This window comes from Serratia sp. CY71090 (genome assembly GCF_052166845.1).
Taxonomy (GTDB): Bacteria; Pseudomonadota; Gammaproteobacteria; order Enterobacterales; family Enterobacteriaceae; genus Serratia; species Serratia nematodiphila.
The window spans coordinates 32,868-51,087 of record NZ_JBJNOA010000014.1; the positions used below are offsets into that span (position 1 = coordinate 32,868).

Here is an 18,220-nt window from a genome sequence, read left to right on the forward strand (position 1 = left end):
TAACCAGCCTTTTTTAACATCTGGCTGTTAATGAAAGCATTAGAAATTTCGCGCTAATTTCCATCGCTGACTATGATTTTTGCAGCGAATCCTTCAACCGAGAAACCGAGACTGCAGATGAAAAACTCCCCGAGACTGGCTGCTGGCGCCATGATGGCAGCCCTGCTGCTGAGCGGCTGCGTGGCGCCAGGCCACCAGGCTGTTTCCCCCACCCCGGCTTGCCGCACCGGCGATCCGCTGGTGCAGACAACGCTCTACTTCGGCCTGAACCGGCCGGCGGGGCCGGCGATCACCGCCGCCGAGTGGCAAACCTTCGTCGATAGCCAGGTGACACCACGTTTTAAAGACGGGCTGACGGTGTTTGATGCCAAAGGGCAGTGGCTGGGCCACGACGGCAAACTGGCGCGCGAGAACAGCAAGGCGCTGCTGCTGATCCATGCGCCGGGCAAAGAGAGCGAGGCGAATATCGAGGCGCTGCGCAGCGGCTATAAGCAGCAGTTTGCGCAGGATTCGGTGATGCGGGTGGATGCGCCGGTGTGCGTGGCGTTCTAAAACGCACTCCCGGCCGCCTGGCCGGGAGTGGGGATTACAGCACCAGGCCGGCGATGGCTGCCGACAACAGGCTCACCAGCGTCGAGCCGTAAACCAGCTTCAGGCCAAAACGGGAAACCACGTTGCCTTGCTGCTCGTTCAGTCCTTTGATGGCGCCGGCGACGATGCCGATGGAGGCGAAGTTGGCGAACGACACCAGGAACACCGACAAAATGCCCAGCCCGCGCGGCGACAGCTCCGCCGCGATCTTCTTCAGTTCAATCATCGCCACGAATTCGTTGGCCACCAGTTTGGTCGCCATGATGCTGCCCGCCTTCAGGGCCTCCTCCGCCGGGATGCCGATCAGCCAGGCCAGCGGATAGAACACGTAGCCGAGGATCTGCTGGAAGCTGATGCCGAGCACCGCCGAGAACAGCGCGTTGACGGCGGAGATCAGCGCGATAAAGCCGATCAGCATCGCCGCGATGATCATCGCAATCTTGAAGCCGGCCAGAATGTACTCGCCCAGCATTTCGAAGAAGCTCTGATCTTCGTGCAGTTTGTTCAGCTTCAGCTCCGGCTCGTCTTCGACCTGATACGGGTTGATGATCGACAGGATGATGAAGGTGCTGAACATATTAAGGATCAACGCCGCCACCACGTACTGCGCGTCGATCATCGACATGTAGGCGCCGACGATGGAGAGCGATACCGTCGACATGGCGGTTGCGGCCATGGTGTACATGCGGCGCGGCGAGATGTCGCCGATGATGCCCTTGTAGGCGATGAAGTTCTCTGACTGCCCCAGCACCAGCGTGCTGACGGCGTTGAACGATTCCAGCTTGCCCATGCCGTTGACCTTGGACAGCAGGGTGCCCACCATGCGGATGATCAGCGGCAGAATGCGGAAATGCTGCAAAATGCCGATCAGGGCGGAAATAAAGATGATAGGACACAAAACGCCGAGGAAGATGAACGCCAGGCCATCCTTGCTCATGCCGCCGAATACGAACTCCGATCCTTGGGCGGCGTAGGCGAGCAGGGTGTCGAAGAAGCCGGCGACGTGTTTGATCACGCTGAGCCCGCTGGCGGAGTGCAGGAAGAAGTAGGCCAGCGCGCCTTCGATCACCAACAGCTGGATGATATAGCGCAGGCGGATTTTCTTGCGATTATTGCTGACCAGCAGCGCCAGGGCGATGATCACCACCAGGGCCATAATAAATTGCAGAATTTGTGGCATAAACGGTCCGTACGGTTCACGGGCAGGAAAAAAACACATTTAGCCACAGCATTGCCGTCCTTTCATTACCTTGCGTGATAATTAGAACAAAATACTTATGGCATGCGGGATATCTTGCCGATTGTCATCCGCACGCGCTGCTCGGCAGTTTTTCATAAGCCCCCGAAGTGCCTTAGTGAGCCGTCTTCCATGATGCCTGCCGGCTCGCAGCCTGATGCAACCACCGTCCCGCACGTTCAGGCACCTGGAATCTGGCTCGCAATGGGCGATTTTTCCCGGCGCAAAATGTGGTTTTCTTGGCTAAGGCGGAGAAACATGTTTGGGCAAGGCGCCGCGACTGGCGCGCATTTTCTCAAACCAGGAGGCGAACGATGAATACCGGCACGTTGCTCAGGGCGCTGGCCAACGGCGTTAATCCCGACACCGGCGAGCTGTTGAGACCGGCTTCGGCGGCCTGCGCGCCGGAGGCTATCCGGCTGCTGTTCGCGTTGGCCAACGAGTTTGACGGTGAATCCGAACTGCAGAAAAAAGCCCGGCTGACACCGGAGGAGAAGCGGCAGAAGAATCTGGCCGAGGGGCGGCCGGCCAATGCCTACTTCCCCTGGCCGGAAGAGGAAAAGCTGCGGCTGCGCGAGAGCCATGCGGCCGGGACGACGCTGGAAGCGCTGAGCGATGAGTTCGAGCGCTCAACCTGGAGCATTGCGGTGCAGCTGCAGAAAATGGGGTTGATCGGTGAGGAGCAAGCGGCCGCCTATCGCTGATCTGCAGCCGGAAAAAAGCCCGCGTGGCGCGGGCTTGACGGTGAGCGGAGCGGGATCACTCGATGTTCTGGATCTGCTCGCGCATTTGCTCGATCAGCACCTTCAGCTCGATGGCGGAGGCGGTGACGTCGGCATTGATCGACTTGGAGGCCAGGGTGTTCGATTCGCGGTTGAACTCCTGCATCATAAAGTCGAGACGGCGGCCGACGGCTTCTTTCTTCTTCAGGATGTTGTGCGTCTCTTTCACGTGCGCTTCCAGGCGGTCCAGCTCTTCGGCGACGTCGATGCGCTGCGCCATCAGCACCAGCTCCTGCTCCAGGCGGGTGTTTTCCAGCTGCACCTGCGCCTCTTCCAGCTTGCTGACCAGGCGCTCGCGCTGCCATTGCAGGATGTTCGGCATCTGGGCGCGCACTTTGACCACTTCGGCGCTGACGCCGTCGAGGCGCTGTTCGATCAGCGTTTTCAGCGCGGCGCCTTCGCTTTCGCGTGCGACGATAAAGTCATCCAGCGCGCCGTCCAGCGTCTGCATCAGCTCGGCGCTGATGGCATCCAGATCCTGCTCCTGCGCGGACATCACGCCCGGCCAGCGCAGCACGTCGATCGGGTTGATTTCCCCTTCGTCGCTCTGCATTTTCACCCAGTTGGCGGCTTCGACCAGCTGTTTGGCCAGCTTTTCGTTCAGGATCAGCGAGCTTTGCGCGCTTGGATCCAGTTCGAAACGCAGGTTGCATTCGACTTTGCCGCGGGTCAGGCGGCCACGGATACGTTCACGGATCACCGGCTCCAGGCTGCGGAATTGTTCCGGCAGGCGGATGTAGGTTTCTAAGTAGCGCTGGTTAACGGAACGCAGCTCCCAGGCTGCGCTGCCCCATTCACCCTTGATTTCACGCCGGGCGTAGGCGGTCATGCTGCGGATCATTGATGCGTACCCGTAATAGGAAAAGATGGGGCGATTATAGCGTCGCGGCTGCGGGCAGGATAGGCATTACGTCACGAAGCCCGTATAATGCGCAGCCAATAGTTGATTTGAAGCCGGAGAGAGCCCATGCGTCCTGCAGGCAGAGCACCACAGCAAGTTCGCCCCCTGACACTGACCCGTCACTATACCAAACACGCTGAAGGTTCAGTGCTGGTTGAGTTTGGCGATACCAAAGTCTTGTGCACCGCCACGGTAGAAGAGGGCGTTCCGCGCTTCCTGAAAGGCCAGGGGCAAGGTTGGATCACCGCCGAGTACGGTATGCTGCCGCGCTCCACCCACAGCCGCAACGCCCGTGAAGCCGCCAAAGGCAAGCAGGGCGGCCGCACGCTGGAAATCCAGCGTCTGATCGCCCGCTCGCTGCGTGCCGCGGTGGATCTGAAAAAGCTCGGTGAATTCACCATCACCCTCGACTGCGACGTACTGCAGGCCGACGGCGGTACCCGCACCGCCTCCATCTCCGGCGCCTGCGTGGCGCTGGCCGACGCGCTGAACACCCTGGTGGCCAACGGCAAGCTGAAAGCCAACCCGATGAAGGGCATGGTGGCGGCGGTTTCCGTCGGCATCGTCAATGGCGAAGCGCTGTGCGATCTGGAGTATGTGGAAGATTCCGCCGCGGAAACCGATATGAACGTGGTGATGATGGAAGACGGCCGCATGATTGAAGTGCAGGGCACCGCCGAAGGCGAGCCGTTCAGCCATGATGAGCTGTTGGCGCTGTTGGCGCTGGCCCGAGGGGGCATCGAAACCATCTTCCAGGCGCAGAAAGCGGCGCTGGCGGACTGATTTTTCAAGGCGACTGAGAAGTCGCCTTTTTTATGCCCGGCGATCGGGCGGCAGTAATGACAAGACCCAAGCAGATTCAGACGAGGAGAAGCAGTAATGAAAGCCTATCAGCGCCAGTTTATCGAGTTCGCGCTTAACAAGCAGGTATTGAAGTTCGGCGAGTTCACCCTGAAATCCGGCCGCACCAGCCCGTATTTCTTCAACGCCGGCCTGTTTAATACCGGGCGCGATCTTGCGCTGTTGGGGCGCTTCTACGCCGAAGCCCTGATGGATTCCGGCATCGATTTCGACCTGCTGTTTGGCCCGGCCTATAAAGGCATTCCTATCGCCACCACCACGGCGGTGGCGCTGGCGGAACACCATGAGCGCGACGTGCCTTACTGCTTTAACCGCAAGGAAGCCAAAACTCATGGCGAAGGCGGTTCGCTGGTGGGCAGCCCGCTGCAGGGGCGCGTGATGCTGGTGGACGATGTGATCACCGCCGGCACCGCGATCCGCGAGTCGATGGAAATCATCGGCGCCAGCGGCGCTTCGCTGGCGGGTGTGCTGATCTCCCTCGACCGTCAGGAACGCGGCCGCGCGGATATCTCCGCCATTCAGGAAGTGGAACGCGATTATCACTGCAAGGTGATTTCAATCGTCACGCTGAAGGATCTGATCGCCTATCTGGAAGAGAAACCGGAGATGGCGGACCACCTGGCGGCGGTGCGCGCTTACCGCGAGCAGTACGGGGTATAAATAACAACGCCGGGCATGCCCGGCGTTTTCGTTATTGCAGCTGTGCCGCTAATAGCGGCCAGCGGGCGTCGAATTCCTGCGTGGGGCGATAGCGGAATTCCGAACGCACATAGCGCGACAACATGCCTTCGCAGAAGGCCAGCAGTTGGCTGGCCAGCAGCGTTTCATCGACGATAAAGCCTTTGCCTTCGCGCAATTTGCGTTCTTTCAGCACCTGACGCAGCTGCGCCTCAATGCGCTCGAACAGCTGGTTGATGCGGCCCTGCAGGCGATCCTGTTCAAACATCAGCGCGTGGCCGGTCATGATGCGCGTCAGCCCTGGGTTGCGCTCCGCAAAGCCCAGAATCAGCAGCAAAATCAGGCGCAGACGATTAAACGTCTCTTTCTCGTCCTGCAAGATCAGGTTGATGCGGGTGATCAGGCTGTCTTCGATAAACTCGATCAGACTGTCGAACATCCGTGTCTTGCTGGGGAAATGCCGGTACAGCGCAGCTTCAGAAACACCCACGTTCGCGGCGAGCTTGGCGGTGGTGATGCGTTGGCTGCCGTCGCTGGACTCCAGCATCTGGGCTAACGCCTGCAATATTTCCTCGCGCCGATTCCTTTTCGTCTTTTCTTTTTCTGCCATGTCTGATTAGACCCTTGCTAAAACTTAACTGACGGAAACCCGCGCACCGGCCGCTGCAGAGCAGGCTCTGTGCGGCTTATGTGATAGCTTTTTTACGATGCTGGGGTCAGCGGCCTTAACGGCCTTTTTCCGCGCTGCCTGGTGTGCGCTGCAATTGTCGCGGTAAAACCTTGCCGCAGAGACATCCATCTCCCCGGAAAGCAAGGTTCAGGCGACGTTTCCCTGCCGGCCCTCGTGCATTGGGTGGCGCTTAGTGGCGCCCCGAGTGGCCGAAGCCGCCTTCGCCGCGCTCGCTGCTGTCGAACTCTTCCACCAGGTTGAACTCGGCCTGCACCACCGGCACGAAGACCATCTGCGCGATGCGTTCGCCCGGCTCGATGGTGAAGTGCTTCTGGCTGCGGTTCCAGACGGACACCATCAGCTGGCCCTGATAATCGGAGTCGATCAGGCCGACCAGATTGCCCAGCACGACGCCGTGCTTATGGCCCAGGCCTGAGCGCGGCAGGATCACCGCCGCCAGGCCGGCGTCGGCGATGTGGATCGCGAGGCCGGTAGGCAGCAGCGTGGTTTCACCCGGCGCCAGCTCTACCGCGCTATCCAGGCAGGCGCGCAGGTCGAGACCGGCGGAGCCCGGCGTAGCGTAGGTCGGTAGCGGGAAATCCTGACCGATGCGCGGGTCGAGGATCTTAACGTCGATTTTTTTCATCATAACGGCTGACTATCTCGTCTATTAAACGTTGGCCAAGGAGTGCCTTGTCGCTCAGCGCCAGGCGCTTTTCTCCATCCTGCCAAAAAAGGTGCAGGGCATTGGTGTCGCTGTTGAACCCATGCTCTGCAAGCGAAACATCGTTAGCGCAAATCAAATCCAGCTTCTTACGCGCCAGTTTTTGCCGCGCGTATTCTTCCACATTCTGGGTTTCGGCGGCAAACCCCACGACAAACGGTCGATTTTTGGTCATCGCCGCCACGCCGGCGACGATATCGGGGTTTTTTACCATCTTGAGGACGATTTCATCACCCTGTTTTTTTATTTTTTCATCGGCGATCCGCTCGGGGCGATAGTCGGCCACGGCGGCGCAGGAGATGAAAATCTGCTGCTGAGCGGCGCGTTGTTGCACTGCCTGCTCCATCTCCAGCGCGCTGGTGACGTCCACGCGTGTGACCTTCGGCGGCGTCGGCAGGCTCACCGGCCCGGCGATCAGCGTCACCTGCGCGCCGCGGGCGGCGGCGGCGCGGGCGATGGCGAAGCCCATTTTGCCGGAGCTGTGATTGCTGATGAAACGCACCGGATCCAGCGCTTCACGCGTCGGGCCGGCGGTGATCATAACCTGCAAATGTTGCAGATCCTGCGGGGCGGAGAAATGACCGCTCGCCAGCTCGACGATGTCCAGCGGATCCAGCATGCGGCCCGGGCCGACGTCGCCGCAGGCCTGGCTGCCGCTGTCCGGCCCCCAGAGCAGCATGCCGCGCGCCTGCAGCGTTTGCAGGTTGGCCTGCGTGGCGGCGGCGCGATACATCTGCTGGTTCATGGCGGGCGCGGCGGCGATAGGGGCGTCGGTCGCCAGGCAGACGGTGGTCAGCAGATCGTTGGCCATGCCGGCGGCGACGCGCGCCAGCAGATCGGCGGTCGCCGGCGCCAGAATCACCAGATCCGCCCATTTGCCGAGCTCGATGTGGCCCATGGCGGCTTCGGCGGCGGGATCCAACAGATCGTCGGACACCGGATGGCCGGAAACGGCCTGCAGCGTCAGCGGCGTAATGAACGCCTTGGCGGCGTGGGTCATCACCACGCGCACTTCCGCGCCCCTGTCGCGCAGGCGGCGCACCAGCTCTGGGCACTTGTAGGCGGCGATGCCGCCGCTGATGCCAAGCACAATATGTTTGCCGGAAAGTCCCGTCATCATCATTGTCCGATTGAAAGCCGAAAGATGCGCCATTTTAGCATATCCGCCGTTCAGGTGAGCGATTCCGCAATGGCTGCAGGGCGTTACATTGTGCTTTGCGAAACACTTCGCAATGTTATCAAACACCTGTCGAACGCGTCGGGTGGCGCATGGCATGCTGTAGCCCTTTCAGGGAGGAACACGATGAGCAACCCGATTGTGGCGTGCTGGCCGGGCGCGTTGGCGCCGCGTGAAAAGCTGTTGATGCAGGGGGCGGCGTCGCTGTCTGACGCAGAGCTGTTGGCCATTTTCTTGCGCACCGGGTTGCCCGGCGTGCATGTGATGCAGCTGGCGGAGCAACTGCTGCGCCGATTCGGCTCGCTTTATCACCTGATGTCGGCCGACCATCAGGCTTTTTGCAGCCAAAAAGGCCTGGGCGACGCCAGCTATACCCAACTGCAGGCGATTGCCGAGCTGGCGCTGCGCTTCTTTTCCAGCCACTTGTCGCAGGAAAACGCCATGCTCAACCCGCGCGTCACCCAGCATTATCTGCAAAGCCTGCTGGCGCATCGCGAGCGAGAGGTCTTTTTGGTATTGTTTTTAGACAATCAGCATCGGGTTATTCGCCATCAGGAGATGTTTGCTGGTACCATCAGCAGCGTCGTCGTCTATCCGAGAGAAATTGTGCGTGAAGCGTTGAAGGCTAATGCCGCCGCGCTGATTCTCGCGCATAATCACCCTTCGGGTAAGGCTGAACCCAGTCATGCCGACCGTTTGATAACGGAACAGGTGGTGAAAGCCTGTCAGTTATTGGAGATCCGAGTGCTTGATCATTTGGTGATCGGTCGGGGTGAATGCGTCTCTTTTGCCGAGCGCGGATGGCTTTAAGCGATTTTTTCGCGATCCTTGTGGGATCTTTAGCTGTTCGGGACTTGAGCACTTACGCTTCAGAGCGTATACTACGCCACCTTTGAGAATCTTGGGTTTGGCGCAAGAGCCTATCTCAGCAGGTTTCTGACCTGATGTGTGGTTTCTACCTGATGACGAGAGTCTCCTCAGTATGAAGTTTGCTGAGATGGGCTCTAAAAGCCTGACGAGGCGGCCATACCCTATACGAAGCTCGAGCTGATTTGATTTTTGGAGAATAGACATGTCCCGAGTCTGCCAAGTTACTGGCAAGCGCCCGGTGAGCGGTAACAACCGTTCCCACGCAATGAACGCGACCAAACGCCGTTTTCTGCCTAACCTGCACTCACACCGTTTTTGGGTTGAGGCTGAGAAGCGCTTTGTAACTCTGCGTGTATCTGCTAAAGGTATGCGTGTTATCGATAAGAAGGGTATTGAGACGGTTCTGGCCGATCTGCGTGCCCGTGGTGAGAAGTATTAAGGAACTGAATCATGGCTAAAGGTGTTCGCGAGAAGATCAAGCTGGTTTCTTCTGCTGGTACTGGTCACTTCTATACCACCACGAAGAACAAGCGTACTAAGCCGGAAAAATTGGAACTGAAGAAATTCGATCCAGTTGTCCGTCAGCACGTAGTATACAAAGAAGCTAAAATTAAATAATTTTAGTGGATTAATGAAAAACCCGGCCTTGGCCGGGTTTTTTGTTTTATAAAGGGTAGAAAACGTCGGAGGGGAAGCCAGATGCCTGAATTACCGGAAGTTGAGACGAGCAGACGCGGTATAGAGCCTTATCTTGTCGGCCACAGCATTCAGTATGCGGTGGTGCGCAATGCGCGCCTGCGCTGGCCGGTTTCCGAGCAGATCCTGACGCTGAGCGATCGGCCGGTGCTCAGCGTGCAGCGCCGGGCCAAATACCTGCTGATCGAGCTGGAGAACGGTTGGATTATCGTGCACCTGGGCATGTCGGGCAGCCTGCGCATGCTGCGCGAGGAAAACGAAGACGAAGCCGGCAAACACGACCACGTCGATCTGGTGATCAGCAACGGCATGATCCTGCGCTATACCGATCCGCGCCGTTTCGGCGCCTGGCTGTGGTGCGAAGACCTGGCGACCAGCAGCGTGTTGGCGCATCTGGGGCCGGAACCGCTGAGCGAAGCGTTCAACGGCGACTACCTGTATGAAAAATCACGCAATAAGCGCACGCTGATCAAACCGTGGCTGATGGATAACAAGTTGGTGGTCGGCGTTGGTAACATTTACGCCAGCGAATCGCTGTTCAGCGCCGGGATCCTGCCCGATCGTCCGGCGGGATCCTTGAGCAAAGCCGAAGCGGAACTGCTGGCGAAGACCATCAAGGCGGTGTTGCAGCGCTCTATCGAGCAGGGCGGCACGACATTGCGCGACTTTTTGCAGTCGGATGGCAAACCGGGGTATTTCGCGCAGGAGTTGCAGGTTTACGGCCGGGCGGGAGAACCGTGCCGCGCGTGCGGCACGCCGATCGAATCCGCCAAGCACGGGCAGCGCAGCACCTTCTTTTGCCGCCGCTGCCAGCGCTGAGCCGATCACTCGGCGGCGAGCTTCGCCATCAGCGCCTGGGTGACCACATCGGGCAGGAAAGGCGCGATATCGCCGCCGTGACGGGCGACCTCCTTCACCAGTGAGGAGGAGATGAACGACCACTCTTCGGAAGGCATCAGAAATACGCTTTCCAGCGTTGGCATCAAATGGCGGTTCATGTTCGCCAGCTGCAATTCATATTCAAAGTCAGACACCGCACGCAGGCCACGCACCAGGATATTGGCATTCTGGTGCGCGGCGAAGTGTGCCATCAGTTCGCTGAAGCCCAGTACCTCAACATTGCCCAGATGTGAGGTGACCTGCGTCGCTAACGCCACGCGCTCATCCAGGCTGAACAGCGGTTTTTTGCTCGGGCTGGCGGCGATGGCCAGAATGACGTGATCGAACATTAGCGACGCGCGCGTCACTAAATCCAGGTGGCCGTTGGTCATGGGATCGAACGTCCCGGGATAGATGGCTTTGCTGGTCATGATTCACTTCTCTGAGTAGTTGCGGCCCAATGCCCATAATGCGGCATATTTATTGAAGGTATATTGCGCGTTGACCACCGCTAACAGCAACCCCTGTTTGCCATCCAGGAAGCCGGCGCGCAGCAGCCAGGTTTTGACGAAGGCGCCGAGCGTGTGGGTCAGGATAGACAAATAGCCGCAACGCTTGCCGGCCCGGTGGCGCTGCGTGGCCCACTCTTCGGCATAGCGCAGCTGTTTGCGCTGGAAGGCGAAGAAATCGCGGCAGGTCAGGTGCAGCATATCGCCGCTGAGGGGGATCACTTTGGCGTCGCCGATGTTCAGCGACTCGTGTACCAGATCGTCGTTATAGCGATAGCGTTGGTTGGCGTACAGGCGGTTGACGCGGTCGGGATACCAGCCGCTGTGGCGCATGAAGCGGCCGAGGAACAGGTTGCGCCGCGCGCAGCTGTAGACAGCGCCGTCCTCCGGCGCGTTCAACACCTGTTCGATAGATTGCCGCAGCTCGGGTGTGACGCGTTCGTCGGCGTCGATCATCAAAACGTAGTCATGGCTGGCGTAGCTTTGCGCCAGCTGACGCTGCTTGCCAAACCCTTGCCAGTCGGTGTGGGTGAAGACTTTGGCGCCCAGGCTTTCGGCGACGGCGACGCTGTCGTCTTCGCTGCCGGAGTCCAGCACGATGATTTCATCGGCCCACTCGACCGAGCGCAGGCAGTCCGGCAACAGCCCGGCTTCGTTTTTGGCGATCATCACCACCGATAGGCTTTTGCGGCTGCTCATTCAGTGACTCCGGGGCGGCAGGTGCGGTTCCAGCAGCTGCAGCAGGCGCTGCAACGCTCCCTGATTCTGATACAGCACTTCCACCGCATGGCGGCCGTAGTAACGACGGTAGTCTTCGTCGGTCAGCAGGGTTGCCACTTCCTTCACCAGCGAATCGACATCGGTCACGGTGATCAGGCCTTCGGCCTGCGAAAGCTTGGCGCAGATGTCTTTAAAGTTGAAAGTATGCGGGCCCATCAACACCGGGATGGCGTGCGCGGCGGCTTCCAGCGGGTTGTGCCCGCCGCGTTCCACCAGGCTGCCGCCGACAAAGGCCAGATCGGCGATGCCGTACAGCAGCATCAGTTCGCCCATGGTATCGCCGATCACCACCTGGGTGCTGCCGGACGGGATTTCGCCGCTGCTGCGCAGGGTGTAACTGAAGCCGGCCTTCTGCACCAGCTCTTTGGCGGTCGGGAAGCGTTCCGGGTGACGCGGCACCAGGATCAGCAGCAGGTCAGGGTGTTTTTCCAGCAGTTTGCGGTGCGCTTCCAGCAGGATGGTCTCTTCACCGTCGTGGGTGCTGGTGGCGATCCACACCGGGCGGCGCGGCGCCCATTGGCGGCGCAATGTAACAGCGCGGGCGGCCAGCTCCGGGGTGACGGAGATATCGAATTTCAGGCTGCCGGTGACGGCCAACTGCGAGCGTTTCAGGCCCAGTTCGATAAATCGATCGCCATCTTCCTGGTTCTGTGCGGCGATCAGCGTGATGCGGCGCAGCATATCGCGCATGAATCCGCCAATTTTCTTATAGCCGGCGGCGGAGCGGGCCGACAGACGCGCATTGGCGATCACCAGGGGGATTTGCCGCTGATGCAGCGCGTTGATCAGGTTAGGCCATAGCTCGGTTTCCATGATGATCACCAGCTTGGGATTCACCTGGTCGAGGAAACGGTTCATGGCGCCGGGCAGATCGTAGGGCAGATAGACATGATGCACGTCTTTGCCGAAAGCGGACTGGACGCGTTCTGAACCTGTCGGGGTCATTGTGGTCACAGTTATCGGCAAAGCGGGGTAACGATGGCGCAGCGCCCGCACCAGCGGGATGGCCGCCAGCGTTTCGCCGACGGAGACGGAATGCAGCATGATGCCGCCTGGCACGACTTTCCCGGCGCAGAAGCCATAGCGTTCCGCCCAGCGTTTACGGTAGGCTGGAGCTTTGCGGCTGCGCAGCAGTAAGCGGAGCCAGATCAGGGGTTGGATGAGGTAGAGTAGTACCTGATATAAACGCAGCAACATTCTATCAATTTCATTTATATGGGTTATTCGGAATAGTACCATAACTGGAAGGGAAAGGCGCTAATTTGGTAACCTTGGGTGTCAGTTTCAGACAACCGGCGAGCGATTTCGCCGACAGGCTCGGAATGAAGAATATTTTAATTATTCGCCGCGACAACATCGGCGATCTTGTTTGCACCACGCCCTTGATTGAGGGGGTGAAAATTGCCTATCCGGACGCAAAAGTTTATCTGCTGATCAATAAAGTCAGCCAGGATGTTGTTAAAAACAATCCTCATCTCGAGAAAGTCTTTGTCTATAAAAAGGCCAAGCACAAGGCGAAAAATGAGACCACGTTGGGCGTTTATTTCGAACGTATGATGATCTTCCTGAAGCTGCGCAAAATAAAGTTCGATGCGGTTATTCTGGCCAACCCGGTGCCTTGCAAATACAGCCTGCGTCTAGCGAAAATGGCCGGCGCCACCCATATCATCGGCGCCGATCTGGGCACGAAAGATATTCATCGCCCGTTCCGCAAGGACGATTTCCGTGGCCTCCATCAGGTCGAGCACACCTACAGCTATTTATCGGCGATAACCGATCAATCCATTCCGATCCCGCCGGTGCGGGTGTTTCTGGCGCCTGAAGAGCGGCAATTGGCGGCGCAGCGGCGGCAGGAACGTCTGCCGCCGGTCGAGCGCGTATGCGCCGTGCACATCAGCAGCCGCAGCCCGAAACGGCGTTGGCCGGTTGAACGCTATGCCGAAATCATCAACCGTCTGGTTGCCGATCCCCGCACCGGCGTGCTGATCTTTTGGTCGCCGCAGGGCACGTTGGCACCGGACGACATCGGCGATCAGCAGCGCGCCGAACAGCTGCTGGCGCTGTGTCAAAACGAACGCGTCGCGCTTTATCCGACGGCGTCGGTGCGTGAGCTGTTGGGCGGGTTTGATTTATGCGACCGGGTGCTGTGCAGCGACGGTGGGCAGATGCATCTTGCTGCTGCGTTGAATAAGGACATGGTGGTGTTCTTTGGCGATACCGATAAAGTGTCCTGGCATCCATGGACTGGCCGCCATCATATTTTGCAAAGCGAATCGGGGCACTGTGAAGATGTTTCTGTCGATGAGGTTTGGCAGAAAATGCAGGCGCTCAACTAACGAAGAAAATAAGGCAGGCATCCCCTGCCTTATTTATTTTTTTATTGTTCTTCTTTCAGCTCAATATATTGATGGCAAATAGGCTCAAGCCCATAGCTCAGCAATTGCTGTTGATTTATCTGCGGCGGGTTGGCGTAAAACTCCGCCATTTTTTCTGCCAGCGACGCTTCGTTTAATTCCGCCAGCGCGTTAGCCATGCCGGCTTTTTCCAGAATTTCCGCAGGGCCGCCCGGGCAGCGAGTGCTGACCACCGGTGTGCCGCACAGCAGCGATTCTACCAGTACGTTGCCAAACCCTTCGCTGTCGGAGCTGAGCACCAGCAGCGAGGCATGGCGAATAAACGGGTAGGGATTGCTCTGGAAACCGAGGAACAACACGCGCTCTGCGATGCCCAAGTCTGTCGCCAGACGTTTGACCTCGGCGACTTTGGCGTCGTCACCGGACCCGATCAAGGCCAGCGGTGCCTGAATGCCGGAGAGCGCATAGGCTTTCAACAGGCGGTCATGCCGCTTGGTGGTGTGAAAGCGGCCGACGTGCACCAGATAGTCCTGGCCGGCCAGTTCGCAAGGCGCCGCCGCCTGTTGCTGAATAGCGTCGATGTCGAACGGGTTGTTGATGACCGCCAACCGGCGCGGGCGGATCGGCAAGTTCCGCTGCAGATCGTCGCCGACCGCCTGTGAAACGGCGACGATATTTCTTCCCTGGTAAACGTTGGCGATTTTGCGTTGCTTCAGCCAGCGATCCAGACCCTTGCGGTGACCGAGGTAGGAGGTGGAGAGGATGCCGTGAATGCAGAACCACAGGCGATCCGCGGCCAACCGCTTGCTGCGGCTGACGATACGATCGGTTTTATGCAGGTTGGAGAACACCAGATCGAACGCGCCGTTTTGGCGCTCGTGTTCGGCTATAGCGCGATCCAGCGCGGCGGCGCGGCGCGACAGCTCGGTCAGCTTGCGCCAGGGGGCACGGCTGCGATCGGCCAGCACCTGATAATCAATGCCCGGTGGAATAGGGTAATTGCAGACGTCGCGCAGCGAGATCAGACTGACGTCGTGCCCCTGTTGCTGCATGCCCTGACACAGGGTCAGCACCACTTTTTCCGCGCCGCCTCCCGGCAGGCCGTCGATGATCATCAGAATACGCATAGCTAATCCAGTAACCGGTTATAGAGGGAAATCAGCTGTTCGGACAGATGCGCCGGCGTAGCCGTCATAATGCGCAATCTCGCCGCTTCGCCCATGGATGATCCCAGCGCCTGGCGCGGCAGTGCCCGAATAGCCTCCGTGATGGCCGGTACATCGAGCGCGTCGGTCACGAAGCCGTTCTGGCCGGGGGTGATAAACTCGGCGCCGCCGCAGGTGGTGCTGGTGATAACCGGCAGGCCGCACGACATCGCTTCCAGAATTACATTCGGGAACGGATCGTACAGCGTCGGCAGCAGCAGCGCGTCCGCGGCCTGATAGAACGGCAGGGTCTGCTTCTGCACGCCCATAAAGTAAATGCGATCGCCGCAGCCCAGCGACTGCGCCAGCGCCCGGTAGCGTTTTTCGGCTTTGTCTTTACCGACCACCAGGAGGTGACTGTCGGTCGCCGCCACGGCGCGGATGGCGGCGGCCAGCCCTTTGCGCTCGAAACCGGAGCCGACGAAGATCAGGCAGTGCGCCTGTTGCGGGATCTGATATTGCTCGCGCAGACGTTGACGCAGGGCCTCGTCGGCGGGCGGGAACTTTTGATTGTCGATGGCGTTATAGATCACCGTGATCTTGTCGGCGGGCACGCCAAAGTCGGCGATGATTTCCTGCTTGATCATCTCGGCGTTGCAGATGACGGCTTTCAGCTCGGGCGCGGCGTACATGGCGCGTTCGGCGCACATCACATAGCGGTGATAGCGATTGGAGAACAGCCACTTGCGGCGCCATTCCGGCAGCAGACGCGCGCGTTGCAGCAGCCAGCGGCGGTGTACGCCGTCGCCGGCGCGATAGATGTCGCAGCCGGGAATGCGCTCGTGGCTTTGCACCAGATCGAAGCGCTCTTTCTGCCACAGCGCCCTGGCTGCCACGGCGAAGCCTCGCTCGCGGCTGATGCGGCCGAGCTTTAACGGGTTACACAGGTGGATATGCCAGTTGGGATTGGCGTCGCCCTGCCATTCGCGAGTGATGACGTTCAGATCGAGATCCTGTTGCTCCAGCGCTTCCAGGGCGCGGGAAACGAAACGTTCGGCTCCGCCGTCCGGGCGGTATTTTTGGCGAACGATCGCCAAACGGAATGCTTTCATGCCAGCGTGCTCCGCGCGGCTGCAATCACCGCGTCTGTAGGAATAAGGTCGAGATACCGTTCGTCGGTGCCGGTATCGATGGCGTCCGGATCGGGCAGTTCGCCGAAGTCGCCGGCCCAGATCACGGCGCCGGTAGCTTGCCACGGCCGCCAGAAAGTCAGCTTGGAAGGGCCGAACAGCGCCACGCACGGCGTTTGCAGCGCGGCGGCCATGTGCATCGGCACCGAATCCACGCCGATAAACAGCTTGGCGTGGTCGATCAGGGCGGCCAGTTGGCGCAGCGTCAGCTGGCCGGCCAACGAGATCACGCCCTGTGGCGGGCAGAGCGCCAAAATGCGCTCGACCATGGCTTGTTCTCTGGCGTCGGGGCCGGAGGTGATCACCAGCTGGTGGCCGTCGGCCTGCAAGGCGGTGAGGGTGGCGGCCATTTTCTCTTCGCTCCAGCATTTGAAGAACCAGCGCGAGGTGGGCTGCACCACAATATAACTGCCGGCGACGCCCTGTTTCTGCAACCGTTGCTCACAGGTCTGCCAATCCTGCGGATCGTAACTCATGGTCACATGTTCATTGAGCGCGGGCAGGTTCAGCGGCGCCAGCAGCGAAAGATTCTGTTCGACGGTATGCAGGTGGGCGTGATTGTCGACCGGCACCAGCTGGGTGTGGCAATGGCGCCACAGGAAGCCGCGGCGTTTGGGGAAATCGAAGCCCAGACGGATACGCGCACCGGTCAGGCGCGTGAGGATGGCGCTGCGCCATTGATCGGCCAGGTTGACCACCAGATCGTAGCGTTGCGCCTTCAGGCGACGCAGCAGCGCCAGTTCGTGCCCCAGGTGCGCGCGGGTGCCCTGTTTTTTCCATTGACGGTCAATGGCGAACAGCGTCGACAGTTCCGGATTACTGGCCAGCATTTCCTGCGTTTCCTGATACAGCAGCACATCGATCTGCGCCTGCGGGTAGTTTTGCCGCAGGCTGCTGATGACCGGCGTGACCAGCAGCATATCGCCGTGATGGCGCAGTTTTATGATCAAAATACGCTGTACGGATGGGGCGGAAGTTGGGGCTGGCGCGTCGTTCATCATGAGTCGCTTTCTGGGAAACCAATCTTTGATTCTAAATGACACGATCGCATGTGGCTACTGTTGCAAGGTTTTCTTGCCTGGCCGTAAAAAAATCGCCGAGCCGGGGACGAATGCGCTTCAACGTTGTCCAAACCAGGCAGCAAAGTCGTTTGCCCTGGCGAAACGGCCTGCGTAACATAGTGCATTCTGTTGATATCAGGCTCGATATTCATGACTAAACCGGCGTTTCTCATCACCATTGATACCGAAGGCGATAATCTGTGGCAAAACCACGATCGCATCGCGACCGAAAACACGCGTTTCTTGCCGCGCTTTCAGGCATTGTGCGAAAAATACGCCTTCAAACCGGTTTATCTCACCAACTATGAAATGGCGATGGACCCGGCTTATGTCGAGTTTGCGCGCGACGTGATCGCTCGCGGCACGGGTGAAGTGGGCATGCACCTGCATGCCTGGAACAGCCCGCCGCTGACGCCGCTGACCGACGACGACTGGCGCCACAAGCCTTATTTGATCGAGTATCCCGCCGATCAGATCCGCGCCAAGGTCGATCACATGACCAAGCTGCTGGAAGATGCCTTCCAGACCAAAATGCTCAGCCATCGCGCCGGCCGCTGGGCGTTCAACGAATATTATGCCTCGCTGCTGCTGGAGTATGGCTATCAGGTGGACTGTTCGGTGACGCCGCGGGTCAACTGGCAGTTTTCGCCGGGCAATCCGCAGGGCAACGGCGGCACAGACTATAGCCGGTTCCCGTCGCAGGCCTATTTCATCGATCCGCAGAACATCGCCAAACCGGGCGCTTCGTCGTTGCTGGAAGTGCCGATGAGTATCCAGTACAAGCACTCGGCGCTGATGAATGCCTTCAAGCAGGGCTATGACCGGCTGCGCGGCAAGCGGCGTTCGCCGTCCGTCAACTGGCTGCGGCCGAGTGGCGGCAATGTGGCCAAGATGATAAGCGTGGCTGAAACATCGCTGGCGCAGGGGCATGACTACGTCGAATTCATGCTGCACTCCTCCGAATTTATGCCGGGCGGCAGCCCGACGTTCAAAACCGAGCAGGATATCGAAGGGCTGTACCGCGATCTGGAGCAGCTGTTTGACTGGCTGCAGCAGCGCACGGTGGGCATGACGCTGGCCGAGTATTATCAACTTAAAGCGAATTAAGCACGCAC

Annotated in this window: 21 protein-coding genes; 10 read left to right on the top strand and 11 right to left on the bottom strand. The window is 59.3% G+C overall.

Annotated features, from left to right (window positions below; all coding sequences use genetic code 11):
- The first annotated feature begins 117 nt into the window (after positions 1-117).
- A complete protein-coding gene (locus tag ACJ8OK_RS21695; protein ID WP_015379443.1) occupies positions 118-552 on the top strand; it encodes a DUF3574 domain-containing protein in 435 nt (144 codons plus the stop codon).
- A gap of 34 nt (positions 553-586) precedes the next feature.
- On the opposite strand, the gene ACJ8OK_RS21700 is transcribed toward ACJ8OK_RS21695, so the two are convergent.
- Positions 587-1,771, bottom strand: coding sequence for a NupC/NupG family nucleoside CNT transporter (locus ACJ8OK_RS21700; RefSeq protein ID WP_033631364.1), 1,185 nt, complete (start codon positions 1,769-1,771; stop codon positions 587-589).
- Positions 1,772-2,142: 371 nt separating this feature from the next.
- On the opposite strand from ACJ8OK_RS21700, the gene ACJ8OK_RS21705 reads away from it, so the two are divergent.
- The gene (locus ACJ8OK_RS21705) at positions 2,143-2,532 is read left to right on the top strand and encodes a hypothetical protein (protein WP_033631363.1); all 390 of its coding nucleotides are present in this window, start codon (positions 2,143-2,145) and stop codon (positions 2,530-2,532) included.
- Positions 2,533-2,587: 55 nt separating this feature from the next.
- On the opposite strand, the gene ACJ8OK_RS21710 is transcribed toward ACJ8OK_RS21705, so the two are convergent.
- Complete coding sequence (locus ACJ8OK_RS21710; protein ID WP_129993673.1) at positions 2,588-3,451, bottom strand: YicC/YloC family endoribonuclease; 864 nt, start codon at positions 3,449-3,451, stop codon at positions 2,588-2,590.
- 126 nt (positions 3,452-3,577) lie between these two features.
- On the opposite strand from ACJ8OK_RS21710, the gene rph reads away from it, so the two are divergent.
- Positions 3,578-4,294, top strand: a complete 717-nt coding sequence (gene rph / locus ACJ8OK_RS21715; protein ID WP_025160305.1) for a ribonuclease PH — start codon at positions 3,578-3,580, stop codon at positions 4,292-4,294.
- A gap of 96 nt (positions 4,295-4,390) precedes the next feature.
- Entirely contained in the window at positions 4,391-5,032 is a 642-nt protein-coding gene (pyrE, locus tag ACJ8OK_RS21720) for an orotate phosphoribosyltransferase (protein ID WP_004931204.1), read from the top strand.
- A gap of 31 nt (positions 5,033-5,063) precedes the next feature.
- Here the strand turns inward: pyrE and slmA are convergent, their stop codons facing one another.
- The 3 genes from slmA to coaBC form a co-directional block, all read right to left on the bottom strand.
- Positions 5,064-5,660 (bottom strand): nucleoid occlusion factor SlmA, encoded by a 597-nt coding sequence (gene slmA / locus ACJ8OK_RS21725; protein WP_004931203.1) that lies wholly within the window; start codon positions 5,658-5,660, stop codon positions 5,064-5,066.
- Positions 5,661-5,910: 250 nt separating this feature from the next.
- On the bottom strand, positions 5,911-6,369 hold the full coding sequence (dut, locus tag ACJ8OK_RS21730; RefSeq protein ID WP_277497057.1) for a dUTP diphosphatase: 459 nt from the start codon (positions 6,367-6,369) through the stop codon (positions 5,911-5,913).
- Positions 6,347-7,564, bottom strand: a complete 1,218-nt coding sequence (gene coaBC, locus ACJ8OK_RS21735; RefSeq protein WP_033650120.1) for a bifunctional phosphopantothenoylcysteine decarboxylase/phosphopantothenate--cysteine ligase CoaBC — start codon at positions 7,562-7,564, stop codon at positions 6,347-6,349. Before coaBC ends, dut begins: the two co-directional genes overlap by 23 nt.
- 183 nt (positions 7,565-7,747) lie before the next feature.
- On the opposite strand from coaBC, the gene radC reads away from it, so the two are divergent.
- The 4 genes from radC to mutM all read left to right on the top strand — a co-directional run bounded on the left by radC (position 7,748) and on the right by mutM (position 10,006).
- Complete coding sequence (gene radC, locus ACJ8OK_RS21740; RefSeq protein WP_004931197.1) at positions 7,748-8,431, top strand: RadC family protein; 684 nt, start codon at positions 7,748-7,750, stop codon at positions 8,429-8,431.
- A 262-nt stretch (positions 8,432-8,693) separates the two neighbouring features.
- Positions 8,694-8,930: a 50S ribosomal protein L28 gene (rpmB, locus tag ACJ8OK_RS21745; protein ID WP_004931195.1), complete on the top strand. Its 237-nt coding sequence runs from the start codon at positions 8,694-8,696 to the stop codon at positions 8,928-8,930.
- Positions 8,931-8,941: 11 nt separating this feature from the next.
- Positions 8,942-9,109 (top strand): 50S ribosomal protein L33, encoded by a 168-nt coding sequence (gene rpmG / locus ACJ8OK_RS21750; RefSeq protein ID WP_002442576.1) that lies wholly within the window; start codon positions 8,942-8,944, stop codon positions 9,107-9,109.
- Positions 9,110-9,190: 81 nt separating this feature from the next.
- Positions 9,191-10,006, top strand: coding sequence for a bifunctional DNA-formamidopyrimidine glycosylase/DNA-(apurinic or apyrimidinic site) lyase (gene mutM / locus ACJ8OK_RS21755; protein WP_028128080.1), 816 nt, complete (start codon positions 9,191-9,193; stop codon positions 10,004-10,006).
- A 5-nt stretch (positions 10,007-10,011) separates the two neighbouring features.
- On the opposite strand, the gene coaD is transcribed toward mutM, so the two are convergent.
- The 3 genes from coaD to waaA are packed head-to-tail and all read right to left on the bottom strand — an operon-like array spanning position 10,012 to position 12,552.
- Positions 10,012-10,497, bottom strand: a complete 486-nt coding sequence (gene coaD, locus ACJ8OK_RS21760; RefSeq protein WP_033631353.1) for a pantetheine-phosphate adenylyltransferase — start codon at positions 10,495-10,497, stop codon at positions 10,012-10,014.
- 3 nt (positions 10,498-10,500) lie between these two features.
- Complete coding sequence (locus ACJ8OK_RS21765; RefSeq protein WP_049240849.1) at positions 10,501-11,274, bottom strand: glycosyltransferase family 2 protein; 774 nt, start codon at positions 11,272-11,274, stop codon at positions 10,501-10,503.
- Complete coding sequence (gene waaA, locus ACJ8OK_RS21770) at positions 11,275-12,552, bottom strand: lipid IV(A) 3-deoxy-D-manno-octulosonic acid transferase (protein WP_015379436.1); 1,278 nt, start codon at positions 12,550-12,552, stop codon at positions 11,275-11,277. It abuts the gene before it with no gap.
- Positions 12,553-12,677: 125 nt separating this feature from the next.
- On the opposite strand from waaA, the gene ACJ8OK_RS21775 reads away from it, so the two are divergent.
- Complete coding sequence (locus ACJ8OK_RS21775) at positions 12,678-13,691, top strand: glycosyltransferase family 9 protein (protein ID WP_033631351.1); 1,014 nt, start codon at positions 12,678-12,680, stop codon at positions 13,689-13,691.
- Between the two features lie 41 nt (positions 13,692-13,732).
- Here ACJ8OK_RS21775 and ACJ8OK_RS21780 read toward each other — a convergent pair whose 3' ends face one another.
- Genes ACJ8OK_RS21780 through rfaQ form a run of 3 tightly spaced genes read right to left on the bottom strand, consistent with a single transcriptional unit; the run spans position 13,733 to position 17,045 of the window.
- Positions 13,733-14,836 (bottom strand): glycosyltransferase, encoded by a 1,104-nt coding sequence (locus ACJ8OK_RS21780; RefSeq protein WP_033631350.1) that lies wholly within the window; start codon positions 14,834-14,836, stop codon positions 13,733-13,735.
- Between the two features lie 2 nt (positions 14,837-14,838).
- Positions 14,839-15,966: a glycosyltransferase family 4 protein gene (locus ACJ8OK_RS21785; RefSeq protein ID WP_033631349.1), complete on the bottom strand. Its 1,128-nt coding sequence runs from the start codon at positions 15,964-15,966 to the stop codon at positions 14,839-14,841.
- Positions 15,963-17,045, bottom strand: coding sequence for a putative lipopolysaccharide heptosyltransferase III (gene rfaQ / locus ACJ8OK_RS21790; RefSeq protein WP_033631348.1), 1,083 nt, complete (start codon positions 17,043-17,045; stop codon positions 15,963-15,965). Before rfaQ ends, ACJ8OK_RS21785 begins: the two co-directional genes overlap by 4 nt.
- Positions 17,046-17,255: 210 nt before the next feature.
- On the opposite strand from rfaQ, the gene ACJ8OK_RS21795 reads away from it, so the two are divergent.
- Entirely contained in the window at positions 17,256-18,212 is a 957-nt protein-coding gene (locus tag ACJ8OK_RS21795) for a polysaccharide deacetylase family protein (protein ID WP_033631347.1), read from the top strand.
- The last annotated feature ends 8 nt before the right edge of the window (positions 18,213-18,220 follow it).

What these genes read in the sequence shown, in the direction of transcription:
- ACJ8OK_RS21695 (WP_015379443.1), top strand. Translation starts at nt 118, where the DNA reads ATGAAAAACTCCCCGAGACTGGCTGCTGGCGCCATGATGGCAGCCCTG.
- ACJ8OK_RS21700 (WP_033631364.1), bottom strand. Translation starts at nt 1,771, where the DNA reads ATGCCACAAATTCTGCAATTTATTATGGCCCTGGTGGTGATCATCGCC.
- ACJ8OK_RS21705 (WP_033631363.1), top strand. Translation starts at nt 2,143, where the DNA reads ATGAATACCGGCACGTTGCTCAGGGCGCTGGCCAACGGCGTTAATCCC.
- ACJ8OK_RS21710 (WP_129993673.1), bottom strand. Translation starts at nt 3,451, where the DNA reads ATGATCCGCAGCATGACCGCCTACGCCCGGCGTGAAATCAAGGGTGAA.
- rph (WP_025160305.1), top strand. Translation starts at nt 3,578, where the DNA reads ATGCGTCCTGCAGGCAGAGCACCACAGCAAGTTCGCCCCCTGACACTG.
- pyrE (WP_004931204.1), top strand. Translation starts at nt 4,391, where the DNA reads ATGAAAGCCTATCAGCGCCAGTTTATCGAGTTCGCGCTTAACAAGCAG.
- slmA (WP_004931203.1), bottom strand. Translation starts at nt 5,660, where the DNA reads ATGGCAGAAAAAGAAAAGACGAAAAGGAATCGGCGCGAGGAAATATTG.
- dut (WP_277497057.1), bottom strand. Translation starts at nt 6,369, where the DNA reads ATGATGAAAAAAATCGACGTTAAGATCCTCGACCCGCGCATCGGTCAG.
- coaBC (WP_033650120.1), bottom strand. Translation starts at nt 7,564, where the DNA reads ATGATGACGGGACTTTCCGGCAAACATATTGTGCTTGGCATCAGCGGC.
- radC (WP_004931197.1), top strand. Translation starts at nt 7,748, where the DNA reads ATGAGCAACCCGATTGTGGCGTGCTGGCCGGGCGCGTTGGCGCCGCGT.
- rpmB (WP_004931195.1), top strand. Translation starts at nt 8,694, where the DNA reads ATGTCCCGAGTCTGCCAAGTTACTGGCAAGCGCCCGGTGAGCGGTAAC.
- rpmG (WP_002442576.1), top strand. Translation starts at nt 8,942, where the DNA reads ATGGCTAAAGGTGTTCGCGAGAAGATCAAGCTGGTTTCTTCTGCTGGT.
- mutM (WP_028128080.1), top strand. Translation starts at nt 9,191, where the DNA reads ATGCCTGAATTACCGGAAGTTGAGACGAGCAGACGCGGTATAGAGCCT.
- coaD (WP_033631353.1), bottom strand. Translation starts at nt 10,497, where the DNA reads ATGACCAGCAAAGCCATCTATCCCGGGACGTTCGATCCCATGACCAAC.
- ACJ8OK_RS21765 (WP_049240849.1), bottom strand. Translation starts at nt 11,274, where the DNA reads ATGAGCAGCCGCAAAAGCCTATCGGTGGTGATGATCGCCAAAAACGAA.
- waaA (WP_015379436.1), bottom strand. Translation starts at nt 12,552, where the DNA reads ATGTTGCTGCGTTTATATCAGGTACTACTCTACCTCATCCAACCCCTG.
- ACJ8OK_RS21775 (WP_033631351.1), top strand. Translation starts at nt 12,678, where the DNA reads ATGAAGAATATTTTAATTATTCGCCGCGACAACATCGGCGATCTTGTT.
- ACJ8OK_RS21780 (WP_033631350.1), bottom strand. Translation starts at nt 14,836, where the DNA reads ATGCGTATTCTGATGATCATCGACGGCCTGCCGGGAGGCGGCGCGGAA.
- ACJ8OK_RS21785 (WP_033631349.1), bottom strand. Translation starts at nt 15,966, where the DNA reads ATGAAAGCATTCCGTTTGGCGATCGTTCGCCAAAAATACCGCCCGGAC.
- rfaQ (WP_033631348.1), bottom strand. Translation starts at nt 17,045, where the DNA reads ATGATGAACGACGCGCCAGCCCCAACTTCCGCCCCATCCGTACAGCGT.
- ACJ8OK_RS21795 (WP_033631347.1), top strand. Translation starts at nt 17,256, where the DNA reads ATGACTAAACCGGCGTTTCTCATCACCATTGATACCGAAGGCGATAAT.